At 67.8% G+C, this 12,383-nt stretch carries 8 protein-coding genes; all 8 read right to left on the bottom strand.

Translation table 11 applies throughout. The annotated features are described in order from the left end of the window. Position 1 precedes the first annotated feature (1 nt). The 8 genes from pelF to C8J42_RS20660 are packed head-to-tail and all read right to left on the bottom strand — an operon-like array spanning position 2 to position 12,286. Entirely contained in the window at positions 2 to 1,513 is a 1,512-nt protein-coding gene (gene pelF / locus C8J42_RS17780) for a GT4 family glycosyltransferase PelF (protein WP_133021166.1), read from the bottom strand. Next, the gene (locus C8J42_RS17775) at positions 1,510 to 2,424 is read right to left on the bottom strand and encodes a hypothetical protein (protein WP_133021165.1); all 915 of its coding nucleotides are present in this window, start codon (positions 2,422 to 2,424) and stop codon (positions 1,510 to 1,512) included. Before C8J42_RS17775 ends, pelF begins: the two co-directional genes overlap by 4 nt. Next, positions 2,421 to 3,389, bottom strand: coding sequence for a hypothetical protein (locus C8J42_RS17770; RefSeq protein ID WP_133021164.1), 969 nt, complete (start codon positions 3,387 to 3,389; stop codon positions 2,421 to 2,423). Before C8J42_RS17770 ends, C8J42_RS17775 begins: the two co-directional genes overlap by 4 nt. Continuing rightward, a complete protein-coding gene (locus C8J42_RS17765; RefSeq protein WP_133021163.1) occupies positions 3,386 to 4,861 on the bottom strand; it encodes a hypothetical protein in 1,476 nt (491 codons plus the stop codon). The genes C8J42_RS17770 and C8J42_RS17765 overlap by 4 nt, the downstream gene beginning before the upstream one ends. Next, on the bottom strand, positions 4,858 to 6,579 hold the full coding sequence (locus tag C8J42_RS17760) for a hypothetical protein (RefSeq protein WP_133021162.1): 1,722 nt from the start codon (positions 6,577 to 6,579) through the stop codon (positions 4,858 to 4,860). The genes C8J42_RS17765 and C8J42_RS17760 overlap by 4 nt, the downstream gene beginning before the upstream one ends. Next, positions 6,576 to 7,454 (bottom strand): endo alpha-1,4 polygalactosaminidase, encoded by an 879-nt coding sequence (locus C8J42_RS17755; RefSeq protein WP_133021161.1) that lies wholly within the window; start codon positions 7,452 to 7,454, stop codon positions 6,576 to 6,578. Before C8J42_RS17755 ends, C8J42_RS17760 begins: the two co-directional genes overlap by 4 nt. A gap of 14 nt (positions 7,455 to 7,468) precedes the next feature. Next, a complete protein-coding gene (pelG, locus tag C8J42_RS17750; RefSeq protein WP_133021160.1) occupies positions 7,469 to 8,866 on the bottom strand; it encodes an exopolysaccharide Pel transporter PelG in 1,398 nt (465 codons plus the stop codon). Between the two features lie 24 nt (positions 8,867 to 8,890). Then, on the bottom strand, positions 8,891 to 12,286 hold the full coding sequence (locus C8J42_RS20660) for a cadherin domain-containing protein (RefSeq protein WP_133021159.1): 3,396 nt from the start codon (positions 12,284 to 12,286) through the stop codon (positions 8,891 to 8,893). Positions 12,287 to 12,383 lie beyond the last annotated feature (97 nt).

The raw sequence follows: 12,383 nt of genomic DNA, 5'->3' as shown, positions 1-12,383 counted from the left end.
CCTACCCCGTCATTAGCGTCTCATACAGGGTGGCATAGGCTCCGATGATCGTGTCGTGGTCATAATCCCGCCGCACGCGCTCGCGCATCGTTTCCCCCATCGCCAGTCGCATTGACGGATCGCCGGCGATCGTCAGGATCCCCGCCGCGGTCGCAGCCGGATTGACCAATGGCGTGACGATGCCGCCATGGCCGGAGTCCGTGCCACCGCGCCCCTCGATCATCTCGCGGCAACTGCCGACATCGGGTGCCACCACCGGGATACCGCACGCGCCGCCTTCCAGGATCACCAGCGGTTGCGCTTCCGACAGGCTGGTGAGCACGAGCAGGTCGATCTTCGCCATCCAGTCCTCGATCCGCACGCGTCCGGCAAAGCGGAAAACCGGCGTCAGCTCCAGATCCTCGACCAGTCGTGTGCATTCCGCGGCATATTCCGGGTCCTCGTCCTCGGGGCCAAGCACGACGAAGCGGATATCGGGACGTTCGGCGTGCGCGATCGCGGCGGCGCGGATGAACGTCTTCACGTCCTTGATTGGCACCACGCGGCCGAGCAGCGCGACCAGCGGATGCGCCGGATCGCGTTGGTCCGGGAGGCTCGCGAACCGCCGTGAATCGATCCCGTTGGGGATCACGCGGACACGCTCGATGGCAGCGCCCAGCCGGCGCTGGACTGCCGTGTTCGCGCCGTACAGCGCGACGATCGGGTCGCAGCTGTCGTAGCACGCGGTCGCATAGCTGGTGAACGCGCGCACCCACAGGTCGCGAAGGTCGCGGACGCTGCGCTCCAGTTCGAGCCCGGTGTCGACCTGGTCGCCGATCCAGTCCGCCATCATTACCTCGATCTGGCGTTCGAGCAGGTAGATGCCATGCTCGGTGATGAACGCCGGTCGCCCGGTCTGGCGCGCGGCTCGCGCGGCAAGCAGGCCCGCGAACCCGGTCGAGATCGTGTGATACGCCTTCGCGCGGGGCAGGGGCGTGGTCAGTACCGCGAGCAACCCGCCCAGCAGAACGCGCATCGCCCAGAAATAATGGTGGAAGGACGCCTTGGGGAGCATCGCCTGATAATGGCGCCGGAGCCTGGCGAAGACGGCGGGGTGCGACAGGATATCGCCGGGCGCGAGCGGCCGGGTGCTGCCGCCGATCACGTCGATCAGCGTCGCGAGCCGATCCGCGCCACCCGTCGCGACGAACGCGACCAGCGCATCGGCGATCGGCACCGCGATCCGGTCTGGAATGGCGCGTGGAACGGCCGGTGCGGGCGCGAGGCCGATCTCGACAACCGCGACAACGTTGGGCGGCGGCGTCAACTGGAACGGGAGCAGCCCGGCGCCCGGCTTGATCGCGGCGATCACGAACCGGATGTCCGGCAGATGCGTGATCAGATCCTGCAACCAACCGGACACGCCACCGATCACATAGGGGTAAGCGCCCTCGACGATCAGGCAGATGTCGGCGTCCGGTATGTCGACAGACGCTTGTCGCGACTTTTCGGTAAGGGCCGAGAGCGGGATCATGCCGCCGCTCCCGTCAGCCACCAGATCGCCCGCGTCGTCGCGCCGCGATGGGTAGCGTCCATCGGCGTATCGTTCCGCTCCGACGCGGCCTCGATCGCAGTCGCCATCCGGTCGATCGCCGCGTAATCGCCGGCGGCCCACAATGCTTCCATCATCAACGCGTCGCGCGTTCCAGACCCTGGATCGTCCGCCTTTGAAGGGACCGCGGCGACCATCGTTGCGACCGCATCCTCGCGAAGGTGGAGGCGTTGCGAATCCGACAGCAGCACGTCCGAGCGGGCATGATCCGCGAGCAGCGTCGCCAGGCTGGTGGCGGCGTCCGGATCGGCGCCATCGGCGATGCGCGCCGATAGCCTCGCCCGTGCCAGGACGAGGTTCTCCGCCACCCGGGCCGAGGCTGCCGCCGCCAGTGCGCGGATGGTCTGGTCGCCATCGGTCAGCGCCAATGCGATGAGCGGTGACAGCGCCGGCTCGAACGATCGCACCACGGTTTCCAGCGCGCACCGCCGCTCGGCAACCGCGCCGTGACGCATGATCGTGACCAGCGAACTCAGTGTATCGGGCGTCGCATGATGGACGCGTCCGTCAAGCATCCGCGCGACAGCTAGACGCGCGCCGCGCTGTGCGGAACGCCCGGCAACCGGGCCGAACATCTCGTCGTCGCTGCGCTGCGTCTTGAGCTTGAATACACGGACGAGCGGCAGCGCGGCGAGCAGCCCGAGCGGTCCGAACACGCCGAGTACTGCCGGGGCAAAGCCGGTCGCGGTACCGCTGCGAAGCCACACGCCGAACCCGAACGCGCTCGCCACGGCATGCACGGCGAGGCTCCAGCCGGCCGCGACTCCGGATATCTGGCACGCCGCCAGGATCATCATCTCGACGACCAGCAGCGCGATCAGGCGGAGGATCATGCGACCAGCCCGGCGGATCTCGCGGGTCGCCGTGTCGCCTGCGGTAGATCGGCGAGCAGGGGCGTCAACCAGGCGGCGATCTCGGCGAGTTCCGCGGTACGACTCGCGTTCAACGCCTCGAAGGGCAGGGTGTGGAGAACCAGGCAGCCGACGATCTCGCCGGTCTTCCGGTCGGGCAACGCGATCGCGGCGACGCCGACACCGTCGAGCGCGTGCCGATCGCTGCGCTTGGCGACATGCAATATGCGTTTGTGCCGCTCGATCCTCTCCAGGAGGGACGCGGGCAGGACGTCGCGCCGCCCTGCGGTAACCGGCCCGCGGAGCCAGGCACGCGCCTCCCCGCCGGTGACCCTGTAGCAGGTGAAGTCGGCGGTCCGCGCGGCAAGCGCGACCAGTTCGCCGATCGCACCGCGCCGCTCTGCCCGGTCCTCCGAACTGAGCCGCGTCGCCGTCTCGATCGCATGGCCGACGGTATGCGCTTCCGTCGCGATCTGGACCTGCAACAGGCGATTGGTCTGCGACAGCGTCGCAAACGCGTCGGTCAGCCTTGCCAGATTCCGCGTCGCGACCCGGCCGCGCTTTTCCAGCCGATCGTGACGCCCGGTCCGCATGATCGTCACTTCGCCGATGATCCCCGCCACGACGAACCACATCAAAGGCTGTAGCGACAGATGGAACAGGTGATCGAGGTAATCGCGTTCGCCCGGGGTGTCGTGAACGTTGGCGAGCCAAAGCCCCGATGCGATCACGGCTGCGAGAACGCCGGGGCCGGTCCCATACGCCAGCGCCATCACGAGGACCGGCACCCAATAGGGGTTCGGATGGACGTGCGCGAAACCGGTGCCGCCCGTCAGCCACCAGTCGAGTGCGACCAGCGCGGCGAAGGCAAGCGCGATCTCCGCGGCGACGCGCGCGGGGCGTCGCCACCGGGTCTGCCATTTGCGAACTTGGTCGTCGTGCGTCACTGCGTATCCCCAAGGCTGCGTGTCAGCAGCGCCCGTGCGTAGAGTTGGCGACCGGAGAAGCCGGGGCGTGCGATCGAGGTGATGCCGCCACTGCCCTCGACCCGCCAGGCCACCGCGATCGGTGCTGCAATGCCAAGACTGGCGGTCGGCCCATCACCACCGAACCTGTCGACGGTCCAGCCTGCCAGTGCGCTCATCTGCACCGTACCGAGCGCGCCGCTGAGCAGACCCTGGACGGTATGGTTCTCCCGCGTGGCGAGCGGGATGATCGCCAGGCTGTTCGCCCCGAGCTGCATGCGCTCGACATATTCTGCCTCGAACCGATAGGTCAGGCCGAGCGCGGGGAACTGGCGGCGGATGAGATAATCGACCCCGCCGCTCGCGACGATGGTGTCACTCGCGCCGCTGCTCCCGGCGAGCCCGTAGCGGTTCGCGCCGATATCGCCTTGCACGACGAGACCAGGCGTCAGGCGATAGGTCACGCCGATCAGGGCGCGTGACAGATAGCCGCCCGCCAGCACCTGCGCTGGCGTCGAGTAATCGGGCATGTGCCCGGTCAACGTTACGCGAAACTGTGCATCGGCGGACCCCGCGACGGCCTTGGCGCCGCCCCCGGTGACGCCGTCGTCGAGTGCTGCGGAGGCGAGCAGCTGTACGCGGACTGCGCCGTCGAACGCTGCGGCTAGCGAGGCATCGACGATCGTGTCGCCGGTTCGCACGGTCCGTGCGTCGTCGCCGACACGACTGGCGACATGGCGGATACCGCCACCGACGGTGAAGGTATCGCCGACCGCCGCATCGATCCGTGCGGCGAACTCCGCCTGCGACAGGTCGCTGCCGTCGCGCGCGGTGACGCCGATGCTGGCCGTTCCCGGTACGGCGGCGATGGCGCGCCGAGCGGTCAGGTCGTCGGCCGCGAGCGTGCGGTAATCGCGTGCCGCGCCGCGCACGTCACCGTCGGCGAGACGCGTGTCGGCGAGCATGCGCGCCGCGCGTGGGTCGGTCGGATAGCGTTTCGCCAATTGCGTCGCGGCGCGTCGTGCTGGCCCCGGATATCCGGCTGCGGCGTCTGCCTCGATCGCGGTCAGCGCCGCATCGGATGCGGTATCGTCGGTGCTCTCGGCGAGCGGTTGGGTCATGGCCGGCGGTGAGAAGGTCACCGCGACCGTTGCGCCCGCCTGCCGCCAGGTCATCGACCAGCCGGCGGCGGGACGCAGGACGAGGCTGTCGTCGTTCCAGCGAAGATCGCCGATCGCATCGCCTGCGGCCTCGCGAAACGCCGCGATCCGGTCGGACGTCATCGCCTGGTCGAAGCGCGCGACCAGCTCTCCATCGCGGTCCTCGATCCGGACGACCGCGTCGTCGGGCCAGGCGAGCACGACCTCGGGCACCACGACCCGACTGTCCGCGAAGACGGTATGGGGAACGGTCAGCGCGGGCGCGTCCGTCAGACAGAGAAACAGCGCGATCATTGCGCCAGCACCGTTCGGGCACGCCCGGCCTGGCCCTGTGCGATCAGCAGGCGTGCGTGCAGCGCGGCGAGCGATCGGTCGCGCGGGGTCTCGGCGCGCAGCGTCTCGACCAGCGCCACGGCCTCGGCCCGACGACCGAGCTTTTCCAAGATCTCCACGCGAGCCTTGCTGGCGGCGGGTGTCTGGACGAGCGCGCGGTCCAGCCAGGGTCGTGCCGCACGCTCGCCCCCCATCCGCGCCTGAACGTCGGCCATCAGCCGTAGCGCCGGGAGGTCGGTCGGATCGCTCGCCAGATGCTGATCGAGCCACTTCGCCGCGCCCTTGGCATCGCCCGCGTTCCACGCCGTCCAGGCGAGGTCGAGCTGATCCCGCGGCGCCGCGACCCCGGCCGCAACGCGCCGTTTCGCGATCGCAGCCGCTTGTGCCGGTTCGACCTTCGTGGGGGCTGCGGCGGATAGCGCGGCGACCTGCGCCGGATCGAGCGAGCGGCCGTCCAGCAACGACGCTAGCAGCGCACGACCGGCGGTATCATTGCCAGCCGCGCGAGCCAGCGACAGCCGCATCAGCATCACCTCGGTCTGGCCCGCGAGCGGATGTCGCGACAGGAACGCCAGCGCCTCGCCCGGTCGATCGCGCTCGGCATAGCGCGTCAGCCAAGCGCGCTGCTGGTCCGGGCTGCCCTGCAAACTTTGCTGTTTAAGCCAGATGAGATCGTCGCCCCCCGGCCGCGGCCCCATCAGGAACAGCAGGCGCTGAGCTGCCGGCGCGGTCGGTGGCTGGCCGGTCGCCGCCCGCCGCAGCACCGCCATCGCATCGCCGCGGTAACCCGTTGCAAGCAGCCGCTCCGCCTCCCGCTCGGGTTGCGCGCCCGGCGCCTGGGCGCGCGCCAGCAGTTCGGTACGCAGGCCGTCGCGGTCGCCTGCGTCGGTCAGGATCGCCTCGCGTGCGGCCGCCCGCTGCTCGACCGGCAGATAGTCGGTCGCCCTCAACCCTGCGGCGGTATCCTTCGCGCGCGCCGCGACACGGATCGCCAGCCAGGGATCCGCCGCCCGCCAGTTCGCCGTCGTCGTCCTGTCGAGCAATGCGATCAGGTCAGTGCGCCCAGCCTTGTCGGCACGCCGTGCCAGATCGAGCGACAGCGCGGCATCGGGCGGCGGTACGACGTGGTTCGCCGCTGCCACGATCACGAGGTCGGGCCGATCGATCGCATAGGCCGCCGCAACGATGTCCGCGGCCGGCACCGATCCGCGCTTCTGCGCCGCCTGCATGACGAGCGTCGACGCATCCGCGGTTCGTCCGGTTTGGCGAAGAAGATCGACACGCAACCGCCACGTCGCTGCCGCCCCGCCGTCGGGCCGTGCCGCAAGATAATTCAGCGCCACAGCCGGTCGCTTTGCTGCGACCAGATCATAGGCGACCTGCATCGTCGACACCGATTGACCCTCGGTAATCAGCTGCGCGGTCAGCGCGGCCAGCGCCGCTGCATCGGCCGTCGCGATCTGCGCCGCGATCGCCGGATGCGCAGGCGGCACCACCGGGGGCGCTACCGGCGCGACGGGCAGCGAACTGCTCGCCGTCGGCACCGGCTGTGCGCGACGCTCGGCGTGAAGGATCTCGCGGTCGTTCGGCAACAGCATCAGCCCGCCCGCAAGCAGGCCAAGCCCGGCGATTGCGGGCAGGACGATCGCGAGCCGTCCGCGTCGGCGGTCGATCCTCATCCGGCCGGCTCCAAGACCAGTCGGTCGAGCGCGAGCGTCGCGACATAGGGGCTGAACCCCGCCGCCCGTTCGCGCGCATACAGTGCCGCGACCTGTTTGGTGTCTGCCGGATCCCAGTAATCGAGCGTCATCAGGCTCAATGCCGGGTTCCGGACCTGAGCCGCGCGCAGGCGACCGGCCTGCCACGCCCAGTCCGAATCGCTGAGCAACTCATAATGCTTGGCGGTAAAGTTCCACCGCGATGCCATCGCCTCGCCGAGCAGGTAATCGATCTTCGGCGCGACGTCGGGCAGCAGTGCATAGCCGCGGTTGAGCATGATGCGGATCCTGGGGAAGCGCGCGCGCACGGCGGCGATCAGCGACACGCCCGCCGCTACCATGCCCTTGTTGGCCACCGGATCCTGCCGTTCCATCGCTTCGGCGTTATCCATCGTATCGATGAAGATTCCGTCATAACCCAGCGCCAGGATCGCGGGGACGAGGCGGTCGAGCACCGCTACGCGCCACGCCGGATGACGCAGGTCGGCGAGCCGCGCGTCGGGCCAGTTGGGATTGGCGGCCCTCAGCGCACCGGCCTTTTCGAGCCCGGCGAAATACGGCCGGCTGCGCTCGACTTCGCCGAAGCTGACATAGCCGAGCAGGATGCTGCCGGGTCCACGAAGCGGTGCGATCGGGCGGGCATGGTGCGGCTCCAGCACCAGCAAGGCGCACGCCTTCGCCAACACGGGATCGGTCGTTGCGCCGTAATCGACGCCCCAACGGCGTGCCGTGCTGGCGCGCGGCTTGGCGGTGGCCTCCGACCGCGATCGAAGCCCGAGCGTCAGGGCCGTTGCACCCAGCGCCAGTATCCGCCGCATGATCTTCCGGCGCGGCATATCCGTACTTCCCGTCACAACAGACGCCCTCCATGCCCCACGACCGAGGGATTGTTGCCGACGAACAGCAGGTAGGTGAGGTTGACCGTGGCCTCCGCGACCAGCGCGATGCCGACCGACGCACCGACCACGGCGCCGGCCATATAGCCCCAGCCGAATGCGGCAAACCCTGCATCCCATTGCAACAGTGTCGCGACGCCGCTGCCGACCGCGAAGGCCGTCCACGTCAGCAGGATCCGACCGAACAGGTCGTAATAGGCCAGCACCACGGTCGTTGCAATCACCACGAGGTGGAAGACGGTGCCGAGCGAAGTCTGCCGGAACGCGAAGATCGCGCGCGCGTCTGCGCCGATCAGCTCGAACAGCGGCACCGCGAACACCCAGGCGAGCGCGGCGACCAGCACCTGCACCAGCAGCATGATCCGCAGGCCGTCGAACATCGTCCGCGCGAGTTCGCTGCGCGCCTCCTCGATCCGTTGCAGCGTCGACGTGCCGGTACACCGGACGATCATGTCGCCGAACGCGCGATCGAACCGCGTCTCCGTCACGATCAGCAACAGCGTGAGCCCGGGGACCATCGTCAGAAGCCCGAGAAAGCTGCCTTGGTCGTTGATCGGATTGAGCCGCAACAGTCCGATCGCGCGGATGCTGTCGGGCCCCGCCCACAACAGCCATTTGTCGATCCAGATCGCGACGACCCCGGCAACGCCTGCCGCCGCGACGATCCACGCGAGCCGCAGCGCCATCGCATCCCTCTCGGGCAAGACGGGCAGCGCAGAAAAATGCCGGCGGATCACCACCATGATCGCGGCCAGCGTCAGGCCGATACCGCCGGCGATGACCGCGAGCACGACGACGACGCTCGGCTTTGGCAGGAGCCACAATATCAGCGTCGAAAAGCCGATGCCGAGCAGGTAGGCGAGGGGGATCGCGCGGTAGCGGCGCAGCGCGGTGAGCAGGGGCGCGGCGATCCAGACCTGGGTGAGCCAAGCGAGGATCAAGGTCGCGAGCGCGGCTTCGCCAAGCGGCAGCCCGGCCAGGTATCCGAACACGGTGGCGCCGACGGCAAGCGCGATCGCGCCGCCCGCAGCGAGGGCTACCAGCATGATCCCCGACACGCCGCCCGCATCGCGCGCGAAGATCCGATCCGCCACCATCCGGGTTGCGAGAATGCCGACCGGTGCCGCAGCGAGTGCGGACAGGCTGAACGCATAGACCAGGATCGTCTGGACGGTCCGCGCGCCGCCCGCGCCGAGATGCGCGCCCGACCAGTGGTTGAGCATCGCCATCGCGACCGCGGTGATCAGCCACGGCCCGGCGCTGATCACCGCACCAAACGCGGCGGCGCCGACGATCCCGCCGACGCCGCCCTCACGCGCGGTTTTCGCTAATTGGAAGCCTATGCCCGCCATAACACCGCCGGCCTATGCCGTGGGCTACATGAAGAAATCGTTCGCAGACAGGACATGGTGGCCGGTCAGCGCGATAGAGAAATCGGCAGCCGAACCGCTGTCGGTATTGCCTTCGACGACGGTGAATTCCTTGCCGCCGATCATCTGGTAGCTGTAGCGGAGCTGCCCCGGTGCGGTGAACTTGCCGGTCGTGCCGATGAAGCTGAACGCCTGGTCGCCGCGTGCGAACAGCGACGTGTTGGCGTCGATCATCGACAGGTCGATCTTGTCCTGCCCGACGGTGAAGTCGGTGATGACGTCGCGCGACGACGACGTCAGGCTGTCGCCCTTCACCTCGAAGCGGAAGATGTCCGCGCCTGCGCCACCGGACATCGTGTCCATGTCGTCGCCGCCGATCAGGATGTCGTTGCCGTCGCCGCCGTTAAGCACGTCCTTGCCGTCGCCACCGATCAGCGTGTCGTTGCCCGCGCCGCCGTGGAGCGTGTCGTTACCGAGGCCACCGGTCAGACGATCGTTGCCGCCAAGCCCGTTCAGCACGTCGTTGCCCCATCCGCCATCGAGCACGTCCTGCTCGCTGGTGCCGTTGATCGTGTCGGCGAACATTGTACCCGTCTTGGTGATGCCGACCACGTCGGTCACGCCGATCGTCAGCGTCTGCGTGTCGATCGCGCCACGCGCGTCGGTCGCGACCACGGTCACGCCGTAGATGTTGTCACGGTTGGCATCGGTCGGCGCCTCGAAATCGGGCGCGGTCACGAACTTCAGCACGCCCGTGGTCGCGTCGATCGAGAAGTTGGCGCCATCGCCGCCCGCACCGATCGAATATTTGATCGAGTCGCCCCAGACAATGTTGGCATCGGTCGCGGTGATCGTGGTCAGTGCGGTGCCGTTCTCCGCGATCGACAGCGCCCCCGTGGTGCCGCCGCCGAACGAGGTCAGCACCGGATCGACATTGGCCTGATGGCCGATCTTGACGTCGTGGACGCCGATCGCGCCGAGATCGATCGTCAGGATCTCACCGATCTGGCTGGCGATCGTGCCACCGCTCACCGTCGTCCAATCGGTCCCCGGCGCCTTCAGGTCGACGGTGACCTTGCCTTCGCCCTCGACCGTGAACGCAAGGTCGCGGCCGTCGCCGCTCAGCGTCGTCAGCGTCGCACGCATCGGCAGCGCGGTGATGTGCGTCACGTCGTCCGCGACCGCGCCCATCGTGATAGCATAGGTGCCGCCCGCTTTCGGCAGGAACACCGTGTCCGCGTCATAGGCGTACCAGTTGGCGACATTCTTGATGACCTGGCCGTTGCTCTGGCCGTCGACGTCGAGCGAGAAATTGCCGGTGGTCGCGCCGACCGTCGCGGTGATCGTGTTGCCGACCACGGTCGAGCTGATCGTCGTGTTCTGGAACGCGCTGACCCGGCCCGCCAGATCGGCGAGCGTCACGAACTCGACGCCGGCCGCCGCCGCCTGCGCGACGAAGGTCGTGAACATCTGCTTGGTGTACAGGCTGGTGGCGCCATCGGCGGCCCACATCGTCGGGCCGTAATCATGCCACGGCCACACGATGACCGGGGCGTCCGCACCGGCGGTCAGCGCGCCCAGTTCCTTCGCCCAGATCGCGCTGGCCTCGGCGACGGTCTTCTTCTGAAACTCGATCAGCGAGAAGTCGAACGACGTGTTCGGCGCCAGATAGACCTTGTCGTCGGCGGCGTTCTGAGGCGTCATGTAGCCGATCGCGTTGGGGTAGCCCGCGCCGACGCCCGAATAGCCGCCGCTGAGATACGTCACGTATTTCAGGATTTCCTGGCTCGTCGCGATCTGCTCGGGTGCGCCCGGCACCGCGGCCCCGCCGACGGTCACGGTCTTGCCGAGATACGCGCTCAGCTGCTTTTCCAGCTCGGTCCGCGACTGGCCGAATTCGAACGCGATCTGCGCATCGGTCAGCAGGTTGGTGTCCATCGGATGCGTGTAGCTGTGCGCGCCGATCTCGTTGCCCGCATCGAGCAGCGCCTTGTAGACCGGCAGCGACACCGCCCAGTCGGTCGCCTGGCCGTTCGCCGGATCGTTGCCGATGTTGACGTAATAGCTGCCGACGAAATTATAGTTCGTCTTCCACTCGGTCAGGATCGGCAGCAGCTTGTCGTAGATGCCGGGCGCGGTGCCGGCCGGATTGACCTCGTCGATCTGCTTGCTCTGGTCCATGTCGACGCGCGATGCGAACAGCCCGGCCTGGCGGGTCATTTGCAACCCGACCGACAGGCCGTCGCCGTGGACCGAGTAATCGATCGCCTTCTGGAGCAGATTGTCGTCCGCCATTACCGCTTCGCTGGAGAATAGCACGTTGCGCCCGCCGGTCTGCGTGGCGATCGCCGCCGAATAGGTCTGGCCGTTGACGGTTTCGGTCGCGATCGTCGTACCGGTCCCGCTGACGCTGGTGAACGCGTTCCAGCCGACGCCGGTATATTGGCGGATGACCTGGCCGTCAGTGTACCCGTCGAGCACGAGGTGCGACGCGTCGCTCGCCTTCACCGTCACGTCGGCGGGAAAGCCACCGGTCACGCGCGTCGCGTCGAACAACAGTTTCATCCGCGAGTAGGAATCGCCAGCGAGGGCGGTATTGTCGGCGCCGTTGGTCATGAACTCGCCCGCTGCGACCAGGCCGATGCCGAACTGCTTGGTCGCCTGTTCGAGCGTCTGCGCGATCAGGTCCGCCTTGCCCGCGTCGACGTTGCGGAACGACGGGAAGACGATCGTGTCGTACTTGGCGAGCGTCGCCAGGCTGGTCAGGTCGCCTTCGGTCAGGATGTCGAACGGCACGCCAGCCTGCATCGCCTGGCTCTGCGCCGCCATGAACAGCTGCGAATAGGCGGTCTTGCTGAAATAGGCGTTGGCGGTCGAATCGGACCAGACGATCGCAATCCGATGCGACGGATCGGCGATGATGCCGGTATCGTTGAAGACGGTGAACGCGGGGCTCGAATAATTGCCCGGCAGGAACGCGGTGTCGTTGACGTCGTAGATCGTGTCGATCGCGTTCGGGTTGCCGATTGCCGCCTTGGGCACCTTGAACTCGACGGTGGTACGATCCGCCGACCACGCCGCCTGCAAGCCGCTGGCCACGAGCGTCTGCCCGGCAGCCCCGCTATACAGCGACACCGTGCCGTCCGCGGCGAAGTTCACATTATACTCGGCACCACCGGCAAACCCGAACACTTGGTATCCCGTCGTCGCGTTACGATCGGTGTTAAGCCACGCCGTGGTGTTCGCACCGATTGCGGTCGGAGCGGTCATCGCAAACGCGAAGTCCGCGCCGTCGCTGCGCGCGTAGATCGCATAGCCGGTGCCCAGACCGCGATCGATGCGATCAGCGGCGGTCCAGTCATTCAGCATGCCATCTAGCATCACCGGTGTTGCGTTCGTCATCGTTCGTCCCCGTTTCAGCCACGGACTTCATGAGGGCGGCAAGGCTGCCCGTTACGAAGCTCGAGCGCCGCTTAGCGAATACATTCCGTCTTTCGAA

The organism is Sphingomonas sp. PP-CE-1A-559, assembly GCF_004340965.1.
Taxonomy (GTDB): Bacteria; Pseudomonadota; Alphaproteobacteria; order Sphingomonadales; family Sphingomonadaceae; genus Sphingomonas.
The sequence above is the reverse complement of the archived record's forward strand: the minus strand, read 5'-3'. Positions and strand labels throughout refer to the sequence as shown.

Bases quoted from the DNA above. Each gene is read 5' to 3' on its own strand.
- C8J42_RS17765 (WP_133021163.1), bottom strand. From the start codon at position 4,861: ATGATCGCGCTGTTTCTCTGTCTGACGGACGCGCCCGCGCTGACCGTT.
- C8J42_RS17775 (WP_133021165.1), bottom strand. From the start codon at position 2,424: ATGATCCTCCGCCTGATCGCGCTGCTGGTCGTCGAGATGATGATCCTG.
- pelF (WP_133021166.1), bottom strand. From the start codon at position 1,513: ATGATCCCGCTCTCGGCCCTTACCGAAAAGTCGCGACAAGCGTCTGTC.
- pelG (WP_133021160.1), bottom strand. From the start codon at position 8,866: ATGGCGGGCATAGGCTTCCAATTAGCGAAAACCGCGCGTGAGGGCGGC.
- C8J42_RS17760 (WP_133021162.1), bottom strand. From the start codon at position 6,579: ATGAGGATCGACCGCCGACGCGGACGGCTCGCGATCGTCCTGCCCGCA.
- C8J42_RS20660 (WP_133021159.1), bottom strand. From the start codon at position 12,286: ATGACGAACGCAACACCGGTGATGCTAGATGGCATGCTGAATGACTGG.
- C8J42_RS17755 (WP_133021161.1), bottom strand. From the start codon at position 7,454: ATGCCGCGCCGGAAGATCATGCGGCGGATACTGGCGCTGGGTGCAACG.